This window comes from Bartonella grahamii ATCC 700132, from assembly GCF_000518085.1.
Taxonomy (GTDB): Bacteria; Pseudomonadota; Alphaproteobacteria; order Rhizobiales; family Rhizobiaceae; genus Bartonella; species Bartonella grahamii.
In genome coordinates, this window is sequence record NZ_JACX01000008.1 from 74,106 (window position 1) to 99,245 (window position 25,140).

Below are 25,140 nucleotides of genomic sequence, written 5' to 3' on the forward strand. Positions count from 1 at the left end.
ATACGGTATCACTGTGAATCAAGGTAAAAATTGTAACTAAATATGCAGAATTTTTGAATTTAAACAGTGTAATGAGCTGGTTATAATAGGCGTTTTAGAAATGAGACGCGGAGGATTACAAAATATAATGAAAATTTCTATATAGCAGAATAAGGCTATAACTCATGTGAAGATGGTAGAGGATAGTTGATAAGCATTATCTGTTATAAGTATATCCCGTTCTGTTTCAGTTTGGGAAGAGCTTTTATCCTATCGGTAAAAAAACTTGAAGTATTTTATAGAAGCATTTTTTGTGATTGCTGATGGTAAATATGCATTTCTCTCTTTAAAAGAGAAGGGTGTGGTGTTTTTATAAGAAGCGTTAGAAGATATTTGTGTTGCCTCATTTAAAGGGGCAGTGTTGCCTCTTTTGCCCATTTTTTATCTTCTTCATTTAAGTAAGGTGCATTCATCTGATAAACGCGCGCATGGTAATCATTGAGCCATTGCCGTTCTTCTTGTGTCAAAAGCTCTGGGAGAATGAGTTTTCGATCAATAGGGCAAAGTGTAAGCGTCTCAAACGAAAGCATTTCTATATCCCCGCCATCAATTTTTTGTGCTGGCTTTACAATTATCAAATTTTCAAGACGGATACCAAAAGCACCTTCGCGATAATATCCTGGTTCGTTTGAAAGAATCATACCGGAGATGAGTTCTTGGCATCCTTTGCGGGAAATATTTTGTGGTCCTTCATGAACAGAAAGATAAGACCCGACACCATGACCGGTGCCATGAGCATAATCAAAACCAGCTTTCCATAAGGCGATGCGTGCTAGACTATCAATGTCTTGTCCGCGGGTTCCTTTTGGAAAGTAAGCAGTTGAAAGAGCAATCATACCTTTGAGGACAAGCGTGAAACAGCGTTTTTCTTCTTCTCCAATATTCCCAATTGCTACTGTACGTGTGATATCTGTCGTTCCATCACGATATTGTCCGCCTGAATCAACAAGATAAAGTTCACCCGCATTGAGTTGTTTATTTGTTTGTGTTGTTACACGATAATGAATAATGGCGCCATTTTCTCCTGCTGCTGAAATTGTATCAAAAGAAAGATCTTTAAGTTCTTCTCCCATTTCTTTTGCTGTATTTATGCGAAATTCTTCTAATTTTTGAGCAGCAGAAATTTCACTTATTGACCCTGGTATTTGTTTATCTAACCAGGAAAAAAAACGGGTTAGGGCAACACCATCGCGTAGATGCGCTTTGCGTGCGCCATTGAGTTCTGTGTCATTTTTAATGGCACGTGGTAGAGCGGCAGGATCGGTAAGTGTGATGAAAGAGCTATTTTTTTCTTCAATAACAGTTCGTAATTTTTCGCATGTTAGCTGTGGATCTAAGGCAAACACTGTCCCTTTTTGAACATACTCTTTGATCTTTGGAATAAGCTGTTCTGGTTCATATAATTTTGCATAACGTTCCAGATATTGTTTCTGTTCTACACCAAGTTTTTTGCTGCTAATGAATAAGGCTGGTGTTTCTTGGATAGGAATGAAAGCAAAACAAAGGGAAAAAGGTGTGTTGGAAACATCGTTGCCACGTATATTGAATGTCCATGCAATGGAGGAAGGGTCTGTAAAAATAAAAGCATTTGCATGAGTTTTCTGTATATCTTTGTAAATCAAAGCGAGTTTTTCATCCGTATTGCACCCAGCATATTTGAGAGGGTGAATTGATAGGGCAGCTTGTGGCAATGATGGCTGATCATGCCAAAGCAGATCAATGGGATTGGAGTGAATTGCTACAAGTTTTCCACCTGCTTTCATTTCTAATGCGTTTCTCAATGCATCGGTGGCAGTGATGGTGTGGAGCCATGGATCAAAGCCAATAGAAAGTTTTTGAGCATTTTTTTCAAGCCATTGTGAGGGAGGGCAAGTTATGAGATCTTCATAATCAAAAATATTAGGATCAGTTTGTTGGCGAACTTGGAGCTTATATCGCCCGTCTGTAAATATGATGGCTTTGTTTTTTAAAATCAGTGCAATCCCAGCTGATCCAGTAAAGCCGGTTAGCCAGCTAAGGCGTTGAGCATGGGAAGGGACATACTCTCCTTGATGTTCATCGCTACGCGGAACAAGAAAACCATCGAGACCAAGGCGGTCAAACTCTTTACGCAGAGAGGCAATGCGTTCTAGAGCATGGGCTGGATTTGTTGTCGCCTCAAAAGATTGATACATAATGACGTCCTTTTCTTTTACTTTATTTCAGATGTATCGTAACCCATCCTTGACGGTGGTATGTTTCAATGTGTTTCAGCCCTTGTTTTACATAAGCCTTTAAAACATCTGCATGTTGTTCTTCAAGAATTCCAGAGAGTATCAGTGATCCACCTTTTTGGAGTGCCTTTACCATTTCTTGTGCAAGTGCGATAAGAGGATTGGCAAGGATATTGGCAACAATAAGATCAAAGGGAGCACGTGAAGCAATTTCATCATGGGCAAAATCTGTTGCTGTGACAGCTGTGATATATTTTTTTACGCCATTGAGCTGGATATTGTGTTGTGTAACTTGAATAGCGATTGGATCAATATCAGATGCAAGTATAGCAATAGGTTTGAGCATTGCGATGCCGATGGCGAGTACCCCACTGCCGGTACCAAGATCAAGTGCATTTTGGGGATTTTCATGTTCCATCACTTTGGCAATCATTTCTAAACAACCAGCTGTCGTTCCATGATGTCCGGTGCCAAAAGCTTGATTTGCTTCAATTTCAATAGGAAGAACATTGGCTGGAATGGCGTTTCGGTTGTGACTTCCATGAAGAAAAAAAGGACCGGCTTGCACAGGCTTTAGTCCTTCTAGGCTTTTTTGTACCCAATCAATGTTGGGTACAACTTCCATATTAATTTTATCAGGATCTATAGAAAGGATTTGGGCAAAACGTTTCGAAATATGCTCGTAGTTTTCTTGGTCTACATAGAGTGAAAGTTCATATACAGCATTTTGTTCATCTATCTCTGTAAGAGCAAGAGGATAACCTTCTTCGTCAAAGGCTGTGTTTATAAGGGTATAGAACCGTTCTACTTCATTTTTAGAAGCAGTATAATAGAGGCGAATTTGTTGCGACATGCTGTTCTTTCTTTTGATCGGCTTTTTTTAGTTTAAGATGAGTTTTTTTAACCGTTCAATGGCGATTTCATCTTTTAATTCGCTATCGCTTTCTTTCGTGTCATAACGGATAACGCCAGCTAATTTTCCACCTTTTTTGAGTAAAAAAATTGCTGCTGTATGGTTATATGTATAGTTTCCATCTGTTCCAGGGACTTTTTCAGCAACGATGTTAAAGGAATTGACCATTTTATGAACTTTATCAGGATCTCCACTGATACCCATGATTTTATTGTTAAAATTACTGAGATATTCATGGAGCACTTCTGGTGTATCACGTTCAGGGTCAACAGTAACAAACCATATGCCTAATTTATCGGCATTGGGTCCAAGGGCTGTAAGCCATCGATCAAGATTCATCAATGTCGTAGGGCAGATTTCAGGACACATAGTGAAGCCGAAAAAAACTATTGAAGGCTTGCTTCGAATATCAGCCTCAGTGATATTTTTTCCATTAGAATCCGTGAGTGTAAAATTATCACCTAAAGGCTTATTTGTCAGCGCATCATAAATAAAAATACCTGCAAGAAATATGATTGTCAGCCCCAAGATGCGTATTACATTTTTCATAGTTTGACTCTCTTAGATAGATCAAGAAATTGTAACATCGGCAGGTTTGTTTTGCAATCTCTGTTTCATGGTTGATTTTATTGGCTTGATTGGTATGTCTTTCCATATCTATTGATGAAACATTGGTGAGGGATGCATGAATATTGAGAACGATCTTCGATTTCATGAAAGTGAGCCTCGTATCCATACGACAGCACGGCTGCATGGTTGTAAATTAGGGCGCTATGTGGAAATTAATGAGCGGGTGATTTTACGGGATGTAACCGTTGGAGATTTTTCTTATTTAGAACGTAATAGTGAGGCTATTTATAGCGATATTGGGCGTTTTTGTTCTATTGCATCTCATGTACGGATGAATGCGTTGGAGCATCCTATGGAGCGCGTTTCAACGCATAAAATAACCTATCGTCCAAACGAATATTTTCGTTATATGGCTCTTGATCGTTCTTTTCGCGAAAGGCGTTGTGCAAAACGTGTTATTATTGGGCATGATGTGTGGATTGGATATGGCGCGGTTATTATGCCTGGGGTGACAGTTGGACATGGAGCAATTATTGGTGCTAACGCTGTTATAACGAAAGATGTTATGCCTTATGCGGTTGTCGCTGGTGTTCCTGCTAAACGGTTGCGGATGCGTTTTCCCAATCATGTCATAGAATGCCTTTTGGAGATGGCTTGGTGGGATTGGCCGCTTGATAAAATTTACGATGCATTGCCTGATATGCAAAATTTACCCATTGAAGTTTTTGTTCGCAAATGGAAATGATAATCAGAATAAAACAAAATGGTCTCTTGCAAAAACTGATCGTGGTTTGCTTTTAGTTAAGCTTTGTTGACAAAATTATCCAGTACACGCTTTTCTCCGGCTTTTTCAAACATTATTGTCAATTTATGATCGTCTATTGCTGTAATATGACCATAACCAAATTTTATGTGAAAAATCCGATCATTGATGGAAAAATCTGATGATGCATGAGAGATTGATTGAGCGATAATTTTCCCTTCAATCGTCTTGTTTTTTTGTGCATGCTTTTGTCTTGCTGTTGCATAGCCAGTATAACAGGAATCGTGATTTTGAAAGGAAGATTTTCCATAACCACCATAAGATGTTTCCATTGCTATGGCTTCTATATGTTCTGCTGGTAATTCATCTAGAAAGCGGGAGGGAAGAGTAGATTGCCAAAGTCCATGAATTCTACGATTAGATACAAACCATATATGCAGGTGTTTTTTTGCTCTTGTGAGTCCAACATAAGCAAGACGCCGTTCTTCTTCTAATCCTGAACGTCCACCTTCATCTAATGAGCGCTGATGGGGAAAAAGTCCTTCTTCCCAGCCAGGAAGAAAAACTGTTTCAAATTCAAGTCCTTTGGCTGAATGAAGTGTCATGATGTTGACTGCATCGGTATTTTCATTGTTTTCAGCATCCATAACGAGTGCAACATGTTCCAAAAAACTTTGAAGATTTTCAAATTGTTCCATGGAACGGATCATTTCTTTAAGATTTTCTAGTCGTGTAGGAGCCTCTGGTGAGCGATCTTCTAACCACATGGTTGTATAACCAGAATCATCAAGGATAATCTCGGCAAGTTCTTTATGAGGAGTATCTTGAAGCATATTTTGCCAGCGGCGGAAGTTTTCAATAAGGCTTCGTAACGCACTGCGTGCCTTAGGCTTTAACTCATCTGTTTCAATGATGTCAGCGGCTGCAGAAAAGAGAGGAACAGCACGTGCTCGCGCACTCTCATAAAGAATGCGCAGGGTTGCATCGCCTATGCCGCGTTTCGGTGTATTAATAACACGCTCAAAAGCTAAATCATCAGCAGGTTGGACAACAACGCGTAAATAAGCCATAGCATCACGTATTTCCATTCGTTCATAAAAACGAGGACCACCAATGACGCGGTAGTTAAGACCAAGCGTTACAAAGCGATCTTCAAATTCACGCATTTGGAATGATGCACGCACCAATATAGCCATATGATTTAATGCATGACCTGTTTGGTGTGCTTGTTCAATTTCTTCTCCGATGGCACGGGCCTCTTCTTGCGAATCCCATGCTGAATGAATTTTTACTTTTTCTTCCTCACTCTTTATTTGTGCAGAAAAAAGGACTTTGCCCAGTCTTTCTTCATTATGAGCAATGAGATGGGAGGCGGTTTTAAGAATATGGGATGTTGAGCGATAATTACGTTCTAGACGAATAATTTTGGCAGAAGGAAAATCTTTTTCAAAACGTAATATATTCTCGACTTTTGCACCACGCCATCCATAAATGGATTGATCATCATCGCCAACACAACAAAGATTAACATGTTGACCTTGGGGATGTTGTGCCAAAAGGCGAAGCCAAAGATATTGTGCTGTATTTGTATCTTGGTATTCATCGACAAGAATATAGCGAAATTGAGAATGGTATTCGCGAAGAATATCTGGATTATGTTGGAAGATAGAGATAGAATGAAGCAGAAGATCACCAAAATCACAAGCATTAAGATCTTTTAATCGATTTTGATAACTGTGATAAAGTTCGCGTCCCATGCCGTTGCCAAAGGAATGAGCATCACTTTTTGAGATATGTTCTGGTGAAAGTCCTTGATTTTTCCAAGAATCAATCATCATGGCAAGGTTTCGTGCGGGCCAACGCTTATCGTCTAGTCCCTCAGCTTGAATAAGCTGTTTTAAAAGTCGAAGAACATCATCGCTATCGAGAATTGTAAAGTTTCTTTTTAAACCAACAAGCTCTGCGTGACGGCGTAAAATTTTAGCACCAGTGGAGTGAAAAGTTCCAAGCCAAGGCATACCTTCAACAACTCCTCCAATAAGTTCACCAATACGTGTTTTCATTTCACGTGCTGCTTTGTTGGTGAAAGTAACAGCAAGTATTTGTTGAGGAGAGGCAAGCCCAGAGCGTAAAATATGAGAAATACGGGTTGTTAAAACGCGCGTTTTTCCTGTACCAGCACCTGCAAGAACTAAAAGAGGTCCCTCAGTATTCATAACAGCTTGTTGCTGTTCTGGATTGAGTTGTTTTAAATAGTCTGTGTTATATGATTTTTGTTCTTTTAGAGTATGGGAGGAAAAACCAGAGCTCCTTTTATCATGGTCTGGAGGGGAATCTTCTTCAAAGAAAGGTATGTTGTGATCAGAAAAATTACTCATTATATCTCTTTTGTAGTCTTTTTTTCATTGAAGTTCTAGATTAAAAAAACTTCTCTTAAAAAAGTCACAACAGCTTCAGTTGAATAAACAAAAAGAGAACGTAAAAAATAAGCATAAACATTAAAGGCGTTGGGTGAGAACGCTTTGAAGGGCATAAACGCGTAACGAAGCCGAAAGATTGATTTGTTGTGGTCTTTTGCTATCAATATCAGTGATAATAAAGGCTAAAGATTGTCCTTTTTTGCGGGCTATATCTTTTAGAATATCTAAAAATGGCGGTTCTAAAGAGACGCTTGTTGCGTGCCCATCAACGCGAACAGATATTTTTCGTGGAATGACTTTTGACCAATCGATAGAATTATTTTCGTGCATTTTTCCACCTTTATTCGTCGTTTCGTAAACGATTTTGATCAAGAAATTTTTGCGCTTTTAAAGATTTTTGTTGCTCAAAAAATTTTTCAGTTTTTGTTCGTCCAAAACGATAACGATTTTGCTCAGCACGAAGAGATTTTTCTATACGTTTTTTTTGTTTTCGAAATCGGCGAAGATTAATCAATTCAGTCATGAGAAAATTTATTTTTTCCGAAAAGAATCTAAAGAGACAACATCAGCACTTTGTTTTGTATCGCTATTTGAAGATTCTTTATTTGTACTGAAATTTTGTTCTTTTGTAAGCGTATTTTCTTTTTTTTGTGTGTTTGATAAGGTAATGGGCGTAGTTGAGGTATTTTCTGAATTTTCACTTTCTCCAGAGGTAAGATTTGAGGGCAGATCAAATGCTGCTTCAAATGCTGCTACAGGATCATAAAAGACCTGAATGGAAGTAAAAGGAATCACGAGCTTTTCGGTTATTTCCCTGAAGGAGAGGGTTACTTCGAAAGCTGTTTCTGAAACACTGAGATCTCTAAACTGATGTTGTAAGACGATTGTCATTTGCTCAGGATAGCGATTTTTTAGCCGAGGAGAAATTTTAACACCTGGGGCATTCGTCAAAAAAGTTATAAAAAAATGATGATTTCCCGGAAGACCTGCTTTGCTAACTTCCGATAAAACTTTACGGATAACTCCACGAAGCGCATCCTGAACGAGAATATCGTAACGGATTTGATCTTTAACCATCGAAGTTTATTCCTTTTATTTCACGGAGCAGAATGGGGCGTATTGATATTGTGTGATAAATATATTTTAAAATTAGCAGTATTTTGTCTATGATGCACCTCAATAAATCGAATAAAAACGAAACTCTATGGTAAATAATGTCTGATAATGTTTGAAAGATCAATCAATAACATTTAAAAAAATGAAGGCTTCTGTTGCCAGGTGCCTCCGAACCCCGCTTAGACCTGCGACGGTTTAAGACTTAAATTGAAACATTCGCACTGCATTAAGCAGCGAGACGTGCTTCCGCATAGTTGTCATTTGCAACTACTCATTTAGTCCGATAACGGTGGTACTATGCCGAGTAAAAGAGCAATCTTTACGCCCTTGTCGATCCTATTTCGCCCCCACCAAAATATAACTTTGGTCTCTTATATTTTGGTGGAGGCGCCGGGTACCGCCCCCGGGTCCAATGAGTTTATTTCATTGTCCATTTATTACCATAGCTGGTAAACCAGCTCCTTAAATATAGATGAAGAACAGTCTTAGGAAAAGGGGGGGTTGTTAATATTTTTAATCCTCTAATTATTTATGGAGCTATATGATGCGGCTGTAAAGTATAGGCCGCTCATTTTTGGAGAGGAGATGATGCAAAATGACCAATAATCTAGCAGATATTAAACTATATGATTCAAACCCCGATGAAGCAGCAGTAGAACGGCTTAGCCGTCGTTTAGCTTTGGTGATGAAAAAGCAGGATGCAGCGCTTGTTGCTACATCGGATCCAAAAGAGTTAGAACGCGTTGAAAAATGGGTTCAAGATGTATTAGGCGCGGATGAGCAGAGGGCTAAAATGGCTGTGTCAAAAGTTGCAGAAATGATGTCTGGAGATCGCAGAAAAAGTCGTATGACTTTCTATTATTTGGTAGCTAAACAATTAAACGCACTTGATAAAATTTAAACAATTTTAAAATTCAATTTTGCTCAATAAAAAAGCCCAAAATTCTTTGGGCTTTTTTGTTTAGCATCGAAGGTTTAATCGTTTTCTTGAAGATATCCTCCTTTGCTCATATCCGGTATAAAGAGGGTGGCAATGAATGCAATGATCATTACGCCGATTACGTAAAAATAAAACAGTGATTCATGTCCTATATTTTTTAATCCAAGAGCTACGTATTCGGCAGAACCACCAAATAATGCATTGCCAATAGCATGAGAGAGACCAACTCCCAGTGCTCGTACTGAAGAGGGAAACATTGCTGATTTTACGACACCAGAGATGGATGTATACATGCTCATAATACAGAGTATTCCAATAATGACTGATAGCGCAATCCATGGATTATGCGTGTGACCGATTATGATAAGTCCAGGAATCGTAAAGAGAGTAGAGAGTGCACTCCAAAGGATAAGTAAATTTCTTGTTCCAATTTTATCAGCTAGGATACCAAATATGGGTTGGAGTAATATGAAAATAAAGAGTGCCGCGGTCATTACAGTTGTAGCGGTATGTTTATCAAAACCAGTAGTTGTGATCAGATATTTCTGCATATAAGTCGTACAGGTGTAAAATGTGAGAGATCCTCCAGAGGCGAAGAGAACAATTACAAAAAATGCTTTTGTGTGTTTGCTTAGAAGTTCTTTAAGACTCCCAGTATGTTTTTGAGAGCGGCTTTCTTTGGTGGTTGTTTCATGAAGTGAACGACGTAGATAAAGTACGACGAATGCTCCCAATCCACCAATAGCAAATGGAATACGCCAGCCCCATGTTCTTAATTGGTCTTCCGTTAGATAAAGTGCCAGAATAAATATAATAAAACTGGCTAAAAGTTGACCAGTAATAAGCGTACCAGATTGGAAAGAAGCGAAGAGACCGCGGTGTTTTTTAAGGGAAACTTCGCTTATATAAGTTGCAGCTGTACCATATTCACCACCTGCTGAAAGTCCCTGCATCATACGGATTAGGAGAAGAAGAATTGCTGCAGTTCTCCCTAAAGTTTCATAAGTGGGAAGTATGGCAATGAGAAAAGAGCCCCCACACATCATAAGAATAGATATGAGCATCGAGTTTTTTCGTCCATAACGATCAGCAATAAAGCCAAAAAGCCAACTTCCAATTGGGCGCATAAGAAAACCAATAAAGAAGATTCCTGCAGTTTTAAAAAATTGGGTAACAACATCGCCATCTGAAGGGAAAAATTGTGGTGCAAAGTAAATAGACGCAAATGAGTAAACGTAAAAATCATACCACTCTACTAGATTCCCTGATGCGCTAGATATGATAGCGAAGATACGTTTTCTTGTATCATGTTGTACTAAAGTTGTTTCATTTTTCATGAAGTGCTCCCCTTTTAAATTTATAGTTGATATTTTCTAACCATAATTGTTTATGATTTCCAGAAAAATTCAATTGTATAATGATTATTTTTATGAAAAAAATTTAAAATAAAATACTTTTGCAATTTTAAATTATTTATTCTATAGTATAAATAGTTTTATTAATTAATATAAATAATAAAAATCGTTTTAATAAATTTATAATTTAAATATAAAACTATTCTTTATAAGAATTAAGTAAGTTTTTATTATATTTTAAATACCTTTATGTTCATTAAAATTTGTTAAAGTTAAATTATATCAATAGATTTATACATTTTTTGCAATTTAAATAGTTTGTAACAGGCTGTTTTATTCTTTTATTAAATAATTTTATGCATAGCATTAACTCTGTTTCTGAGTTGCAAGAGGTATCGTTATGAGGACGTGATATAAAAAGGGTAGAAATGAAAAAATCTTATGGTATTTGGGTTTTTCAATTGAGATACAAAATGATAAACAACCATTACAAATCAATAGGTTATGGAAGTAATATTGTAGGTCATAGAAAATATTCGATGACAGTCCATTATTGAGAGTAAGATAATGAAATGGGTTTCATAAATAAAAATTAAATAATTATAAAAAAAGCCCACTTTCTTGGGCTTTTTTTTCCGAAAAATAAGTTTAATGAAGTTTATCGTCTTTATCGAGATATCCTCCTTTATCTATATCGGGCATAAGGAGAATAGAGATGAGTGCAATGACCATCATGCCAACTATGTAAAAAAAGAAAACAGATTCGTATCCCATATTTTTTAATCCAAGCGCTACATATTCAGCAGAACCGCCAAATAGTGCATTTCCAATGGCAAAAGCAAATCCAACACCAATTGCGCGGATTGAGGCTGGGAACAATTCTGCTTTTATGATACCAGCAATGGACGTATAAAAACTCATAACACAGAGTATTCCAATGATGATTAAGAGTGCTGCCCATGCATTATGGGCATTCCCAATCATTTTAAGTACAGGAATGGTGCAGATAATGGATAAGGTACTCCAACTAATGAGTGAAGCTCTTGCTCCAATTTTATCGGCTATGAAACCAAAAAGGGGTTGGAGTAGCACAAAAATAAAGAGGGCGGCAGTCATTATCGTTGTTGCGGTTTGTTTATCAAAACCCGTGGTTGTGATCAGATATTTTTGCATATAAGTGGTGTATGTATAAAATGTGAGTGATCCACCAGCTGTAAAGCCAACAACCAAAAAGAAAGCTTTTTTATGATTGCGAAAAAGTTCTCTAAGACTACCAGCATGTTGTTCAGAGCGGCTTTTGTGGGTTGTTGTTTCATGGAGCAAACTACGCAGATAAATTGCAACAATTGCTCCAAAGCCACCAATGACAAAAGGAATACGCCAGCCCCATGCTTTTAACTGATCTTCAGTAAGGTAAAGGGATAAAATAAATATTATAAAACTTGCGAGAAGTTGACCTGTGATCGTTGTTGCATATTGAAAAGAAGCAAAGAGTCCACGACGATTTTTGGGTGCAACTTCGCTCATATAAGTTGCTGCTGTACCATATTCACCGCCAACGGAAAGTCCTTGAAACATGCGGACTAAAAGGAGGAGAAATGCTGCTGTTATTCCCAAGGTTTTATAAGTGGGAAGTATGGCAATGAGAAAAGAGCCGCCACACATCATAAAAACAGAAATAAGCATTGAGCGTTTACGTCCATAACGATCCGCAACGAATCCAAAGAGCCATGCTCCAATTGGACGCATAAGAAAGCCAATAAAAAAGATTCCTGCAGTTTTTAAAAGTTGTGTAACGATATCTTCATCTTCAGGAAAAAATTGTGATGCAAAATAAACCGATGCAAAGGAGTAAGCATAAAAGTCGTACCATTCTACCAGATTTCCTGATGCACTGGATATAATAGCAAAAATACGTTTCCTTGTATCATGTGGATCTAAAGTTGTTTGATTATTCATGAAGTATTCCCCTTTTAGATTTATAACTTTTCTTCTCTTTAAAGTTGTTTACAGTTTAAGCCATAAAAATTCAATCATATTGCGATGTTTCTTAAAAAAAAGGGGGGGGGGAAGTGGCTTATTTCCATGATGTTTGCAGTTTTTATTTTGTCATAGAACAAAAACGGTACTCATATTTTTATAGGAAGGTATGTTTTGATTTTTATTGTATCTTTAACGGTGTCATTGATCATCCAGATCAGAAAGGGGTGTTGAGAGAGGATTGATTGGTGATAATAGATGCGGTTTAATTTCTATTATTAGACAAATAAGGAAACGATATTTTGCTTATTTTTGATAAAGAAAAGAGGATCCTAATTAAAACAGATCTGATATTTTAAAGCTAAGTATACTGGATTTATTGGTATCATGAAAAATATAGGGTCATGGCATGAGGTGCTTTATTCATCATGGTTTATATCAAAGAAGAGGATACCGCTTCTTTATGATACGAAAGGCGTGTCTGTAATAGATTATAAATATTGATTTTACAGTATTATCATAATCAAGAAGCCCGAAAAATCGGGATTCTTGATTTAGTTTAGAAAATTTAATGGATACTATCACCTTGAAGATAACCCTCTTTCCGGGCATCGGGCATTAAGAGAACAGAAATGAATGCAATAATCATCATGCCGGTTATATAAAAATAGAAGACAGATTCATATCCAAGATCTTTTAATCCAAGCGCGACATATTCAGCAGAACCACCAAACAGTGCGTTGGCAATAGCATAAGAGAGCCCAACTCCTATTGCTCGTACTGAAGCGGGAAACATTTCTGATTTTACAATGCCAGAGATGGATGTGTAAAAGCTCATAATGCAGAGCATTCCAATAATAACTGATAAAGCAATCCATGTACTATCAGTACTACCAATCACATTAAGTCCAGGAATGGTAAAAATAATAGATAAAACACTCCAAATAAGGAGTGAAGTTCTTGTTCCAATTTTATCAGCCATAAAACCAAATACAGGTTGAAGTAACATGAAAACAAAGAGTGCAGCAGTCATCACAGTTGTGGCTGTATGTTTATCAAAGCCGGTGGTTGTGATCAGATATTTCTGCATGTAAGTCGTATAGGTGTAGAATGTGAGCGATCCTCCAGCGGTAAAGCCGATAACTAGAAAAAAAGCTTTTCGGTGGTTGCTTAGAAGTCCCCTAATACTACCAGCTTGTGCACTAGAACGACTTTCTTTGGTCGTTGTCTCATGGAGTGTGCGGCGTAGATAAATCGCAACAATTGCTCCTAGTCCACCAATGGCAAATGGAATACGCCAGCCCCACGATTTTAGCTGATCTTCAGTGAGATAAAGCGCTAAAATGAATATAACAAGACTGGCTAGAAGTTGACCACCAATCAGTGTGGTGTATTGGAAAGAGCTAAAAAATCCTCGGCGATTTTTGAGGGCGATTTCGCTCATATAAGTTGCTGTTGTACCATATTCACCACCGACAGAAAGCCCCTGAAGCATTCTGAGTAAAAGTAAAAGAATTCCTGCTGCTACTCCAATGGTTTCATAGGTAGGAAGTAGGGCGATTAAGAACGAACCACCACACATCATAAAAACAGAGATAAGCATAGAGCGTTTGCGTCCGTAACGATCGGCAATGAAGCCAAAAAGCCATCCGCCGATTGGGCGCATAAGAAAACCAATAGCAAAGACACCAGCCGCTTTTAAAAGTTGTGTAACGACATTGCCATCTGAGGGAAAAAATTGTGATGCAAAGTAAATGGATGTAAAGGAATAAACATAAAAGTCATACCATTCTACTAGATTACCTGATGCACTGGACACGATAGCCCAGATACGTTTTCTTGTATCATGTGGTGCTAAAGTTGGTTCATTCTCCATAAATTTATCCCTTTTATGATCATACCTAACTTGTTTCTTTTAAAATTTATTTACGATTTGATTCATCAAAATGCAATCGTATAATAATGATTTCCTATAAAAGATGTTTGGGAGGAGGATTTTTTTGAATTGTATTTTTATAAATTTTGAAGTTTCTATTTCCTGTAACGTTAAGAATCAACCATAATATTTATATGAAAATCTATCTTGATCTTTTATCGCATGTTTTAAATAACGGCATTGATCGTACAGATCGAACCGGTGTGGGGACGCGATCAATTTTTGGGTATCAAATGCGGTTTGATTTGCAGGCTGGCTTTCCTCTGTTAACAACGAAGAAATTGCATTTGCGCTCGATCATTTATGAGCTTTTGTGGTTTTTGAGAGGTGATACAAATATTGCATGGTTGAAGGAACATGGTGTGTCAATTTGGGATGAGTGGGCTGATGAGAAAGGGAACCTTGGTCCTATTTATGGTTATCAGTGGCGCTCTTGGCCTGCTCCCGATGGACGGCATATTGATCAAATCAGTCATCTTTTGACGATGATTAAAGAAACGCCTGATTCTCGTCGCTTAATTGTATCTGCTTGGAACCCCGCACTGATAGAGGAGATGGCTTTGCCTCCTTGTCATTGTTTTTTTCAATTTTATGTTGCTGATGGGAAGCTATCCTGTCAGCTTTATCAGCGTTCAGCAGATATTTTCTTAGGTGTTCCGTTTAATATTGCTTCGTATGCGTTGTTGACGATGATGATTGCTCAAGTAAGTGGACTTAAAGCAGGAGACTTTATTCATACTCTGGGTGACGCTCATCTTTATTCTAACCATTTTGAACAGGCGAGATATCAGTTGTCTCGTATACCAAATGCTTTGCCGTTGATGCTTATAAATTCAGCGGTAACAGATCTTTTTTCTTTTAAATTTGAGGATTTTGAATTGCTTAATTATGAAGCGCAGCCACATATTAAGGCACCGGTAGCAGTATGACTTTTCCAGTTTGTTTAATTGCAGCTGTTGCAGAGAATGGTGTTATAGGTCGTGAAGGTGCGATGCCTTGGCATTTATCCACGGATTTGCAACGCTTTAAAGCTTTGACTTTTGGTAACCCCATTATTATGGGGCGAAAAACATGGGATTCTCTTGGGCGTCCTTTACCAGGGCGTACAAATATTGTTATTACCCGTAATTGTGCATTCACGGCTGAAGGCGCTGTTATTGCTCATTCTTTGTCGCAAGCCTGTTCTATCGCAAAAAATGTGGCTTCTCAAAATGGTGCAGATGCAGTTTTTATTATTGGGGGTGGTGAAATTTTTCAACAAGGGTTGTATATGGCTGATAAAATATTCCTTACAGAAGTTTTAGCTTCTATAGAAGGTGATAGTTTTTTTCCTGTTTTTGATAAAGAAAAATGGACTATTGTAGAAACACAAGATATTCCAAAAGGAGAAAAAGATAGTCATCCGACACGTTTTGTGGTTTATGAACGAAAATAATCATAAGTGAAAAGAACCTGTCAGTTGTATTGTAATGAGATAAGAGAATCCCTATAAGATCTAAGTGAATGGTTGGTATTTGAATGAGTGGTAGTCAGTTAAAGAGGTGATAATGCCCTGGACAAATCAAAATGGTGGTGGCCCGTGGAGTGGCGATAAAAACAAGAACAGTGGTGACAAAAAAACATCGGCTAAGAATCTTTTTGGTTCTGGTGGCAATAATGGTGGTGAAAATGGTCCCAATCTTGATGATATTTTGCGTAAAGGGAAGGATCAGTTTAAACAATTTAGTAGAGGGGGAACTGTTGTTTTGTTCCTTCTTCTTGCTGTGTGTTTTTTGCTCTATCAATCACTTTATATTGTCCAACAAAATGAGCAAGCAGTAGAATTGCGTTTTGGTGTCCCTAAAGAAGGCATAATCGGTGATGGTTTGCATTTTCACTTTTGGCCAATTGAGACCTATATGAAAGTGCCTTTAACGGAAAAAACAATCGCAATTGGTGGGAAGCCTGGTCAGGTACAACAAAGTGAAGGTTTGATGCTGTCTAGTGATCAAAATATTGTTAATGTCAATTTTTCTGTTTACTATCGCATTTCACATCCAGGACAATTTTTATTCAACGTTAATGATCAAGAAGGAACAGTTCGTCAGGTTGCTGAAAGTGCAATGCGCGAGGTCATTGGTTCGCGGCCGGTTGATGATGTTTTACGTGACAAGAAAGAAGAAGTTGCTAATGACGTTAGAAAAATTATCCAGTTGACTGTAGATAAATATCAACTTGGTGTTGAAATAAGTCGTGTGTCTATCAGTGAAGCTGCTCCTCCGACAAAGGTTGCTGCTGCGTTTAATTCTGTTCAACAAGCGGAGCAGGAACGTGGACGAATGATTGAAGAGGGGAATCGTGTGCGTTTTACGAAGATTGGTTTAGCAAATGGTGAAGCTTCACGTACACGGGAAATCGCAAAAGGTGAAAAAGCACAAATGGTTGAAGAAGCACGCGGGCGTGCCGAACGTTTTCAGGCCATAGCTCGTGAGGCGGCAATATCACCAGAGGCTGCGCGTTATCGTCTTTATATGGAGACGATGGGGCGTATTTTCTCTTCACCAAATAAATTGGTTCTTGATCAAATGAATTCTCCAGCGGTGCCTTATCTTCCTTTGAACGAATTGCTGCGTAACAATTTATCAGAAAAAGCAAAAGCGAAATCAGCACGTTCGACATCGCTCTTGGATGCTCATATTTCTGGAGGACGCTAATAATGCAGCAGTCTCGTTTTTTGTTTATTTTTAGTACTATAATGTTTCTTTTGATCATTTTATGGATGTCACTTTTTATTGTCTATCCTCGTCAACAAGTGGCAATTAAGCGTTTTGGTCAAATTGTTAAGGTGGAGTCTAATCCTGGAATTTATTCGAAAATGCCCTTTGTGGATAAGATGATTGTGGTGGATAATCGCTTGTTGCGTTACGATGTTCCTACGCAATCGGTACAAGTTCGTGGGGGTGCTTATTACGAAGTGGATGCGTTCTTTATTTATCGTATTACGGATCCTAAATTGTTTTTACAGCGTATTGCTTCAGGGCGTCCACAAATTGCGGCACGTGAAAACCTTGCACCACGGTTTATTGACGCTTTGCGTGCTGTTTATGGTAAGCGAGAATTTAAAGCAGCTTTATCGGATGAACGGGGAGCGATGATGGCTGAAGTACAGAAGCAGTTTTCTGTAGATGCTGGTTCGTTGGGTATTACCATTGTTGATGTGCGTATTCGAAAAACTGATTTGACCGATGCTGTTTCAGAAGATGTCTATCGGCAAATGGCAGCTGAACGGGAGGCTGCTGCGGAAAATATCCGGGCTCGTGGTCAACAAGAACGAGATCGTATTGTGGCAGAAGCAAATCGTGAATATGAAGAAATTGTGGCAGCCGCAAAGCGTGATGCTGAAATTACTCGCGGTGAAGGACAAGCCGAAAGTATTCGCATTTTATTAAATGCGCGGGAAGCTAATCCATCTTTTTACGATTTTTGGTTAGCGATGGAACAGTATAAGAATTTAGAAAGAGTTCCGATGGTCATTTCACCGAATGAGGATTTCTTTTTTTATTTTCAAAATCCCCTGCAAGTAAAGAAAAAGCTTTCATCAACAATGAGTCCTAGTTTGAGCAAAACTGATTCAAAGTCTGGTGGAGAATAGATGAAACAATGTATAGAGTATACTATTTCATATGAGAAGTATGCTCTATAGCTGCTTTTTTTATGATGAATGTAAGACAGTGTTAAGCCACACTGATTTTGTATAATAAATTGGGTAGGGCTCTTTTCAGCTTTGGTTAAAGGCATGTCATGGATAGAAGTATCGTGAGTGGAAATACGTTTTTGAAGTCTTTTATCACAAGAGTTGTTTTGTGTGTGGTTTTGTTTTTATCAGGATCAGTGAATTTGTCTTGGAGCGCAGAGACAAACAAGACATTGCTTTCTGTTCCTGATTTAGCTTCTGAGCTTTTGGAGACGGTTGTGAATATTTCTACGGCACAGACTGTTGAAGGAACCGAACAGGATGAAAATACTTCGGTACCCGTTATTCCCAAAGATTCATTGCTGGAGGAATATTTTAATGATTTTTTTACACCCAAAGATGGTCAAAAAAATAGTCAATTTCAAAAGGTGCGTTCTTTGGGGTCTGGTTTTGTGATTGATGCGCAAAAAGGGATTATTGTTACAAATTATCATGTTATTGTTGATGCTGATGATATTGAAGTTAATTTTACAGATGGTACAAAACTCAAGGCGAAGCTTCTTGGCAAGGATAGCAAAACTGATTTGGCACTACTTCAAGTGGATGCGGGACGTAAAAAATTAAAAGCTGTGCGTTTTGGTGACTCAGAAAAAGCACGTATTGGTGACTGGGTTATGGCTATTGGTAATCCTTATGGTTTTGGTGGAAGTGTAACGGTTGGTATTATTTCTGCACGTAACCGTGATCTTAATGCTGGTCCCTATGATAATTTTATTCAAACAGATGCAGCAATTAATCGGGGCAATTCTGGTGGTCCGTTATTTGATAGAAATGGTGAAGTCATTGGCATTAATACAGCAATTGTTTCACCTTCTGGAGGATCTATCGGTATTGGGTTTGCTATTCCATCGGATATGGCCCTTTCTGTTATTAATCAATTGCGTGATTTTGGAGAAATAAGGCGTGGTTGGTTGGCTATTCGTATTCAGCCGGTAACAGAGGATATTGCAAAAAGTTTAAAATTGGACAGTGCTGTGGGAGCATTGGTGGCTGGTAAAATAGAACAGACGGAAGAAAATAATGTAGATAATAGCCAGTTACAAACTGGAGATGTCATTCTTTCCTTTGGTAATTTCAAAATTAAGCATGCACGTGATTTGCCGCGTTTAGTTGCAGAAAGTTCAGAAGGAAAAGTGGTGGATGTTACTGTTTTACGGAATGGGCAAGAAAAAACAGTAAAAGTTAAGCTTGGACGTTTGATTGAAACAGATGCAAATGAAGATATAGAAGAAGAAGTTGATGATAAAAAAGATAATGATCTGTCGAAAAGCGTGACAATGCAATTTATGGGAATGACGCTATCTGAATTGACAGAGGATTTGCGTCATCGTTATTCAATTTCAGATAAACTTCGAGGACTAGTGGTAACATCTGTTGCACAAAATAGCGCAGCGGATAAAAAGCGTATTCGCGTTGGTGAAGTCATTATTGATATTAATCAGAGTGCTATCACAACAATCGATGAGGCTAAAAAACGTATTCATAAATTACGTGAAGCTGGACGCAAAAATGCTCTATTCATCGTAGCGCGTCCAGATGGAGAGTTACGGTTCGTAACGCTTCTAATGGATTGATACCCCAATAGATTGAGGCTTAAAAATTAATTTTTTGTTTTTTATCAGCCTTAGTATATGGGCTACTTTGTAGTTCAGCCATGTGATGTCCAATATTTCTCAAGCTTATTTCACGACAAAGAGCATGGATTGTATAACATAAAATCCGTTGGGCAGCTCTATTTTTGCATTAAATAAAAGTATAAGTTTGTAGCATAATAGATTTGCTAGTTCCCAATATTGCAACAGCCTAGGCTTTGAAGTGCTGCATAAGAGATCTCTGTCTTGTGTTCAAGTCAATTTTTATCTCTGCTTTTGATGCACAAGTGAATGGTATTGATATGGCACTTTATGAGAAGCATAAAAATGAGAAAATCTTATGATATTGGGAGCTCTTATTCAGATTGCAAAATGCTCAACTATTATAAATAAAGGGTGCAATTATTATTATAAATAATGTTTTATCTAGTGAGACTTTTAGTACTTTGTGATTGTACTTTGTGTGCTATAGAGAACGTTTTTTTCACTTCAGTTTGAAAAAAGTTATCCTAGAGAAAAATCATATTAGACTAAATTAGTTATATATATTTATACCTTTCTTGGTGATGGATGAAAAAATAGTTGTAAAAAAGAGAGCGTGAAGAAGACAATTTCTGAATCTCTTATTATAAATCAGAGTAGCATGCTGTTTTTATAGGACAAAATAAAGCTGTTTGATTGTATAGGTTAAGCTCAGTATTATTTTCATAAATGATGACAAAGAATACGTTTGTTTTTAATGGCTAACGGACAGAATGATTATGGCTGTAGTTTATTATTGAATTATGATAGCAAAAATGCTTGGAAATTCTTTTGGTGTCGTTATTAAGTCCATTTTTTCTTTTTTTATAAGTTTCATAGGGGCTTTGGGGGGCTGTGTGTTGCAATAAGTTATTGATTGGGAGAAATTGCTATTCATGACACAGAGAACAGTTACATTAATAGCGGGACCAACGGCAAGTGGGAAGTCAGAACTTGCCTTGCAAATGGCTCAAGAAAAAAATGCTCTCATTATTAACACTGATTCAATGCAGGTTTATGATGTTTTAAATATTTTAACGGCACGGCCTACGGAGGCTGATACTGCGATTGTTCCGCATTATCTTTATGGTCATGTGAGTCCTACTTTGAATTATTCAGTAGGGCAATGGTTGTGTGATGTCGAGAAGCTATTGGCTACTTTTTCTTTAAGATCAGTTATTTTTGTTGGTGGAACAGGACTTTATTTTCGTGCTCTTTTAGAGGGAATTTCGGAAATCCCTCATGTTCCAGATGTTGTTCGGCAGAAGTGGCTACTTCGGCTTGATAAAGAGGGCGTTGCAAGTCTTTATCGCCAGTTGTTGCAGATTGATGCTGTTGTTGCTAAAAAAATTTCTTCGCACGATAGACAGCGTATTGTTCGTGCTTTGGAAGTTTATGATGCAACCGGTAAGACGCTCAGTTGGTGGCAGAAACAAAAAACAACACCTCTCATTGCGCCGAATTTCACCGAAAAAATTCTTCTCATGCCACCACGTCCTCTGCTTTATGAACGTATTCATAAACGCTTGGATTCTATGATTGAAAGAGGAGCTTTAGAAGAGGTGATGATTATGAAGAATCTTATGCTTTCCCCTTCATTACCAGCAATGAAGGCTATTGGTATACCTGAATTTATGGCTTATTTGGATGGATATAGAAGCTTTGAGAATGCTCTTGAAGCGGTGAAAACACAAACGAGGAGATATGCAAAAAGACAAATGACATGGTTTCGTAATCAATTTGATGAAGAATGGATGCTTACTTTTTGATAAAAGAGCTAGAGCTTTACAAAGAAACTTATCGAAAGATAAAAGATAATTCGTGAAAAAGAATTTTTTAGAAAATATAATTTTTTATTGACGAATGGTATCAATGGAATTAGAAATCTTTCTACAAGGAAATTTTTATATATTTTATACGTTGGAATAATGGGGGTGATCATACAGTGTGTGTTGTGTAATGGGCTCCTTTGGGGTCTTTTTTTATGGGCTCCGTTAGGGGCTTTTTTATTGTCCTATCAAGTAGGTGAGTGGGAAAAATGAGAAATGATCCAAGAAAGCAAGAGAGTGCAGATGGAAAAATAATGTCGGGGGCTGAAATAGTGGTTCAGGCTCTTATAGATCAAGGGGTTAAACATATTTTTGGTTATCCTGGTGGGGCTGTTCTGCCTATTTTTGATGTGCTCTATCACCAAGATACACTCCAGCATATTTTGGTGCGCCATGAACAAGCTGCAGGGCATGCTGCTGAAGGTTATGCACGCAGTACTGGAAAGGTAGGTGTTATGCTTGTGACTTCTGGTCCAGGCGCAACGAATGCTGTTACACCTTTGCAAGATGCTCTTATGGATTCTATACCTCTTGTTTGTTTTTCTGGTCAGGTAGCGACAACGATCATTGGAACAAATGGCTTTCAAGAAGCTGATACGGTTGGAATTACAAAGCCCTGTACGAAGTGGAATTGGCTGGTTAAAAACGTCAATGATCTTGCGGCTATTATTCATGAAGCTTTTTCTCTTGCTCAATCAGGTCGTCCTGGACCGGTTTTGATTGATATTCCTAAGGATGTTCAATTTGCTTCAGGAATTTATAGAGCACCTCAAGCGCCGACATTTATGCGTTCTTATTCAAAGCCGAAAGGGAATGTGCAGGCTATTGAAGAGGCTGTTTCTCTCTTAGTAGAAGCAAAGCGTCCTGTTATTTATTCTGGTGGTGGTGTTATTTCATCGGGGATGGAAGCTGTAAAGCTTTTGCGCGATTTAGTTCAACTGGGTGATTTTCCGATTACGTCAACACTCATGGGGCTTGGTGCTTATCCCGCTTCTGGCAAAAATTGGCTTGGAATGCTTGGGATGCATGGAACCTATGAAGCTAATATGGCCATGCATGATTGTGATGTCATGTTGGCTGTTGGAGCACGATTTGATGATCGTATCACAGGGCGATTGGATGCATTTGCACCTCATGCGCGTATTATTCATATTGATATTGATCCTTCTTCCATCAATAAAATTGTAAAAGCAGAAGTTCCACTTATTGGCGATGTGGCTTGTGTTTTAGGAGATATGACGCAACTCTTAAAGATACAGCAACCAGCGTTTAATAGTGAAGTCCGTGAGGCGTGGTGGACGCTAGTTAATCGCTGGAAAGCTCGTAATTCATTGGCATATATGAAAAAAAAAGATGTTATCATGCCGCAATATGCTCTTGAACGGCTTTATGCACTGACCAAAGATGCTCGTGCTTATATCACAACGGATGTTGGACAGCATCAGATGTGGGCAGCACAGTATTATCATTTTGATGAACCAAAACATTGGATGACTTCTGGTGGTCTTGGAACGATGGGGTATGGTCTTCCTGCGGCTATTGGTGTTCAAATAGCCCATCCTGATGCACTTGTTGTGTGTATTTCTGGTGATGCCTCCATTCAAATGAATATTCAAGAGCTTGCAACGGCAATTCAGCATGATACACCAGTGAAAATTTTTATTTTAAATAATCAGTATATGGGGATGGTCCGTCAGTGGCAGCAATTGCTGCATGGTAATCGTCTTTCTCATTCTTATACCGAATCTATGCCTGACTTTGTGAAATTGGCACAAGCTTATGGAGCCGTGGGAATTCATTGTTCAAAACCAGATGAACTTGATGATAAAATTCAGCAGATGATTGACTGTGATAAGCCTGTTCTTTTTGATTGTCGTGTTTATCATTTAGAAAATTGTTTTCCTATGATCCCATCGGGATGTGCTCATAATGAGATGTTATTACCCGATGAGGCAAGCGAGGAAGCTGTTGCAAATGCTGTTTCTTCCGAGGGAAAGATTCTTGTATAAAATGAATATGTTAACAAAATAGTGAAGGATGGTGATGATGAAGTCTTTGAAGTCTTCATCTCTGTCTCTTCTTTGTGGAGAGTTTCTATTATCCTTAGAGCTCATTTTATGATTTTCATTCTTTGTTTAAAGACATAGGGCTTTGTTTAAAGACATGGGGTGTATTATTATTTGTTCATCTAAAAAATGTTATAAGTCGTGTGGCCAATTATGCTTGAATTTATTTGTACGCGATGTTTGTTTTTTTAATTCATATGTTCACATTAATAGCTATTTCGTTGCATTTTTTAGATAATACATTGAATTATCTGTTATAAATTAATTATGTTGCCTCATATATGAAAGATTCCATCGTGCAAGAAAAAAAGTCACTGTGCTTGAAGGGTGCAACCATGCAAGCCGTCATACTTGTGAAAACAATAGAAGGGTTTGTCACTATGTTTTGGTTTCGCATTATGAAATTACTCCAAATCGCTCTTTCAAGGGCTTAATAGGAAGAGCCCCCTAGCGGCTTGAAAGGAAGGGAAAAAATGACAAAGATCAAATGCAGCCATAGAAAATCAATGGGCTACTATAGCTTATAATTAAATAGTCACCTCACTTGATTATGCGGGAGAAATCTATACATATGAGATATGTCGTCAATATATATAATACTCAACATCATATCATCATCAAGACATTAACATTGAAAGTCAAAGACTCTTTCTTTTATTTGTTCTACATATCTATGATTCCATAAATCTGCAGACGCAAACACTCTTTGAATCCACCGCATTGGGTTTTCATAACGATCAAATGATCCAGAAAATTTATCTCTAGAGTGTAGAGCCATTCTGTTATCAATGTATAATAATCTTCTTGGTTGTACATCAATTCCAAAAGATACAGCCTTAATAGCTTCATAAAAATGATCTAAAGCGTCCTTGGCTTTTTGTGATTGTGGTTCTAACATGCCCAGATAAAAAACAGCGCTGATATCTGGGAATTCATCGTCCCCTTGAATTAGGGGCACTTTACTTGTAGAGGTTACCTCATTTTTTCTCCATCTATAGGGAACGTTAATTATATATAAATTATCCCTTAAGCTCCTCAAATCCTCCTCACTTAAAAGTTTTAAAGCTAGATGTGCATCAGATATTCTCGTTAACGGGCCATCAACATCATTGCGAACATCGGTTAAAAGTATCCCTTTAGGAGATAAATTTAAACCTCTTATAAATTTTAGTGCAGCATTTTCTATATGAAAATCTAACTCAACTTCATATCCTAATCCTATATAATCCTTTTTATTATCCTCTAAAGGAACTAGGTTATTTACTATATGTTCGCCTTCAAACTTAATTGAATACGGCTCTCCGATTAATAAAGAGAACATCATAATTAAATTTTCGCTAATATAGCCACTTTTACAAGATGCATCTAAATTATAAGGATTAGGTGACGTATTAATTTTTCTATCAATTGGAAGTTTTTCAAAGATTAAATATGGTCTAGGGGGGAATAGACATCTTTTACTTCATAAGAATTGTCGATATTCTATATGGTAGCAGCGAAAATGCTATTTTTTTAGCTCAACCGAATATTCAATACCACCTGTATGGATCATAAATAACATGGTCTAAAGTCTACCAAAGTTTGTCTCTTTCGACATTGCTGAATTCAAAAGTATTTTCATTTATCATTATAATTTCCTCCCCAATTATATTTC

At 37.7% G+C, this 25,140-nt stretch carries 20 protein-coding genes and 1 other RNA gene; 9 read left to right on the forward strand and 12 right to left on the reverse strand.

Annotated elements, in window-relative coordinates:
• Positions 1-386: 386 nt before the first annotated feature.
• Genes U736_RS0104240 through U736_RS0104250 form a run of 3 tightly spaced genes read right to left on the reverse strand, consistent with a single transcriptional unit; the run spans position 387 to position 3,714 of the window.
• Entirely contained in the window at positions 387-2,213 is a 1,827-nt protein-coding gene (locus U736_RS0104240; RefSeq protein ID WP_026500344.1) for an aminopeptidase P family protein, read from the reverse strand.
• 22 nt (positions 2,214-2,235) lie between these two features.
• Positions 2,236-3,105, reverse strand: a complete 870-nt coding sequence (locus U736_RS0104245; RefSeq protein WP_015856629.1) for a 50S ribosomal protein L11 methyltransferase — start codon at positions 3,103-3,105, stop codon at positions 2,236-2,238.
• Positions 3,106-3,132: 27 nt separating this feature from the next.
• Entirely contained in the window at positions 3,133-3,714 is a 582-nt protein-coding gene (locus U736_RS0104250) for an SCO family protein (RefSeq protein ID WP_015856628.1), read from the reverse strand.
• A 136-nt stretch (positions 3,715-3,850) separates the two neighbouring features.
• On the opposite strand from U736_RS0104250, the gene U736_RS0104255 reads away from it, so the two are divergent.
• A complete protein-coding gene (locus U736_RS0104255) occupies positions 3,851-4,480 on the forward strand; it encodes a DapH/DapD/GlmU-related protein (protein WP_015856627.1) in 630 nt (209 codons plus the stop codon).
• Between the two features lie 56 nt (positions 4,481-4,536).
• On the opposite strand, the gene U736_RS0104260 is transcribed toward U736_RS0104255, so the two are convergent.
• From U736_RS0104260 to ssrA, 5 genes are all read right to left on the reverse strand, one after another.
• Positions 4,537-6,876 carry an ATP-dependent helicase gene (locus U736_RS0104260; protein WP_015856626.1) on the reverse strand — a complete coding sequence of 780 codons (2,340 nt, stop codon included), beginning with the start codon at positions 6,874-6,876 and terminating at the stop codon, positions 4,537-4,539.
• Positions 6,877-6,996: 120 nt separating this feature from the next.
• Positions 6,997-7,248: a ribbon-helix-helix domain-containing protein gene (locus U736_RS0104265; RefSeq protein WP_015856625.1), complete on the reverse strand. Its 252-nt coding sequence runs from the start codon at positions 7,246-7,248 to the stop codon at positions 6,997-6,999.
• A gap of 10 nt (positions 7,249-7,258) precedes the next feature.
• Entirely contained in the window at positions 7,259-7,441 is a 183-nt protein-coding gene (locus U736_RS0104270) for a DUF4169 family protein (protein WP_015856624.1), read from the reverse strand.
• Between the two features lie 8 nt (positions 7,442-7,449).
• Positions 7,450-7,995 (reverse strand): SspB family protein, encoded by a 546-nt coding sequence (locus U736_RS0104275; RefSeq protein WP_015856623.1) that lies wholly within the window; start codon positions 7,993-7,995, stop codon positions 7,450-7,452.
• Between the two features lie 180 nt (positions 7,996-8,175).
• Positions 8,176-8,532, reverse strand: a transfer-messenger RNA (tmRNA) gene (gene ssrA, locus U736_RS11770).
• Positions 8,533-8,629: 97 nt separating this feature from the next.
• Between ssrA and U736_RS0104280 the strand changes: the two genes are divergently transcribed.
• Complete coding sequence (locus U736_RS0104280) at positions 8,630-8,935, forward strand: DUF2853 family protein (protein WP_015856622.1); 306 nt, start codon at positions 8,630-8,632, stop codon at positions 8,933-8,935.
• Between the two features lie 74 nt (positions 8,936-9,009).
• Here U736_RS0104280 and U736_RS0104285 read toward each other — a convergent pair whose 3' ends face one another.
• From U736_RS0104285 to U736_RS0104295, 3 genes are all read right to left on the reverse strand, one after another.
• Complete coding sequence (locus tag U736_RS0104285) at positions 9,010-10,311, reverse strand: MFS family transporter (protein WP_015856621.1); 1,302 nt, start codon at positions 10,309-10,311, stop codon at positions 9,010-9,012.
• Positions 10,312-10,977: 666 nt separating this feature from the next.
• Entirely contained in the window at positions 10,978-12,288 is a 1,311-nt protein-coding gene (locus tag U736_RS0104290) for an MFS family transporter (protein WP_015856620.1), read from the reverse strand.
• A gap of 589 nt (positions 12,289-12,877) precedes the next feature.
• Entirely contained in the window at positions 12,878-14,185 is a 1,308-nt protein-coding gene (locus U736_RS0104295; RefSeq protein ID WP_015856619.1) for an MFS family transporter, read from the reverse strand.
• Between the two features lie 194 nt (positions 14,186-14,379).
• On the opposite strand from U736_RS0104295, the gene U736_RS0104300 reads away from it, so the two are divergent.
• The 7 genes from U736_RS0104300 (at position 14,380) to U736_RS0104345 (ending at position 23,429) form a co-directional block, all read left to right on the forward strand.
• Positions 14,380-15,174 carry a thymidylate synthase gene (locus U736_RS0104300; RefSeq protein ID WP_015856618.1) on the forward strand — a complete coding sequence of 265 codons (795 nt, stop codon included), beginning with the start codon at positions 14,380-14,382 and terminating at the stop codon, positions 15,172-15,174.
• Positions 15,171-15,680: a dihydrofolate reductase gene (locus tag U736_RS0104305; RefSeq protein WP_015856617.1), complete on the forward strand. Its 510-nt coding sequence runs from the start codon at positions 15,171-15,173 to the stop codon at positions 15,678-15,680. Before U736_RS0104300 ends, U736_RS0104305 begins: the two co-directional genes overlap by 4 nt.
• 112 nt (positions 15,681-15,792) lie before the next feature.
• Positions 15,793-16,938 carry an FtsH protease activity modulator HflK gene (gene hflK / locus U736_RS0104310; RefSeq protein ID WP_015856616.1) on the forward strand — a complete coding sequence of 382 codons (1,146 nt, stop codon included), beginning with the start codon at positions 15,793-15,795 and terminating at the stop codon, positions 16,936-16,938.
• A 2-nt stretch (positions 16,939-16,940) separates the two neighbouring features.
• Positions 16,941-17,876 carry a protease modulator HflC gene (gene hflC, locus U736_RS0104315; RefSeq protein ID WP_015856615.1) on the forward strand — a complete coding sequence of 312 codons (936 nt, stop codon included), beginning with the start codon at positions 16,941-16,943 and terminating at the stop codon, positions 17,874-17,876.
• 149 nt (positions 17,877-18,025) lie between these two features.
• On the forward strand, positions 18,026-19,552 hold the full coding sequence (locus U736_RS0104320) for a Do family serine endopeptidase (RefSeq protein ID WP_026500345.1): 1,527 nt from the start codon (positions 18,026-18,028) through the stop codon (positions 19,550-19,552).
• Positions 19,553-20,487: 935 nt separating this feature from the next.
• On the forward strand, positions 20,488-21,360 hold the full coding sequence (miaA, locus tag U736_RS0104335; protein WP_015856613.1) for a tRNA (adenosine(37)-N6)-dimethylallyltransferase MiaA: 873 nt from the start codon (positions 20,488-20,490) through the stop codon (positions 21,358-21,360).
• 269 nt (positions 21,361-21,629) lie between these two features.
• On the forward strand, positions 21,630-23,429 hold the full coding sequence (locus U736_RS0104345; protein ID WP_015856612.1) for an acetolactate synthase 3 large subunit: 1,800 nt from the start codon (positions 21,630-21,632) through the stop codon (positions 23,427-23,429).
• A 682-nt stretch (positions 23,430-24,111) separates the two neighbouring features.
• Here U736_RS0104345 and U736_RS10920 read toward each other — a convergent pair.
• Positions 24,112-24,810 (reverse strand): TauD/TfdA family dioxygenase, encoded by a 699-nt coding sequence (locus U736_RS10920; protein ID WP_244395805.1) that lies wholly within the window; start codon positions 24,808-24,810, stop codon positions 24,112-24,114.
• Between the last annotated feature and the right edge of the window lie 330 nt (positions 24,811-25,140).

Bases quoted from the DNA above. Each gene is read 5' to 3' on its own strand.
- U736_RS0104240 (WP_026500344.1), bottom strand. From the start codon at position 2,213: ATGTATCAATCTTTTGAGGCGACAACAAATCCAGCCCATGCTCTAGAA.
- U736_RS0104245 (WP_015856629.1), bottom strand. From the start codon at position 3,105: ATGTCGCAACAAATTCGCCTCTATTATACTGCTTCTAAAAATGAAGTA.
- U736_RS0104250 (WP_015856628.1), bottom strand. From the start codon at position 3,714: ATGAAAAATGTAATACGCATCTTGGGGCTGACAATCATATTTCTTGCA.
- U736_RS0104255 (WP_015856627.1), top strand. From the start codon at position 3,851: ATGAATATTGAGAACGATCTTCGATTTCATGAAAGTGAGCCTCGTATC.
- U736_RS0104260 (WP_015856626.1), bottom strand. From the start codon at position 6,876: ATGAGTAATTTTTCTGATCACAACATACCTTTCTTTGAAGAAGATTCC.
- U736_RS0104265 (WP_015856625.1), bottom strand. From the start codon at position 7,248: ATGCACGAAAATAATTCTATCGATTGGTCAAAAGTCATTCCACGAAAA.
- U736_RS0104270 (WP_015856624.1), bottom strand. From the start codon at position 7,441: ATGACTGAATTGATTAATCTTCGCCGATTTCGAAAACAAAAAAAACGT.
- U736_RS0104275 (WP_015856623.1), bottom strand. From the start codon at position 7,995: ATGGTTAAAGATCAAATCCGTTACGATATTCTCGTTCAGGATGCGCTT.
- U736_RS0104280 (WP_015856622.1), top strand. From the start codon at position 8,630: ATGACCAATAATCTAGCAGATATTAAACTATATGATTCAAACCCCGAT.
- U736_RS0104285 (WP_015856621.1), bottom strand. From the start codon at position 10,311: ATGAAAAATGAAACAACTTTAGTACAACATGATACAAGAAAACGTATC.
- U736_RS0104290 (WP_015856620.1), bottom strand. From the start codon at position 12,288: ATGAATAATCAAACAACTTTAGATCCACATGATACAAGGAAACGTATT.
- U736_RS0104295 (WP_015856619.1), bottom strand. From the start codon at position 14,185: ATGGAGAATGAACCAACTTTAGCACCACATGATACAAGAAAACGTATC.
- U736_RS0104300 (WP_015856618.1), top strand. From the start codon at position 14,380: ATGAAAATCTATCTTGATCTTTTATCGCATGTTTTAAATAACGGCATT.
- U736_RS0104305 (WP_015856617.1), top strand. From the start codon at position 15,171: ATGACTTTTCCAGTTTGTTTAATTGCAGCTGTTGCAGAGAATGGTGTT.
- hflK (WP_015856616.1), top strand. From the start codon at position 15,793: ATGCCCTGGACAAATCAAAATGGTGGTGGCCCGTGGAGTGGCGATAAA.
- hflC (WP_015856615.1), top strand. From the start codon at position 16,941: ATGCAGCAGTCTCGTTTTTTGTTTATTTTTAGTACTATAATGTTTCTT.
- U736_RS0104320 (WP_026500345.1), top strand. From the start codon at position 18,026: ATGGATAGAAGTATCGTGAGTGGAAATACGTTTTTGAAGTCTTTTATC.
- miaA (WP_015856613.1), top strand. From the start codon at position 20,488: ATGACACAGAGAACAGTTACATTAATAGCGGGACCAACGGCAAGTGGG.
- U736_RS0104345 (WP_015856612.1), top strand. From the start codon at position 21,630: ATGAGAAATGATCCAAGAAAGCAAGAGAGTGCAGATGGAAAAATAATG.
- U736_RS10920 (WP_244395805.1), bottom strand. From the start codon at position 24,810: ATGATGTTCTCTTTATTAATCGGAGAGCCGTATTCAATTAAGTTTGAA.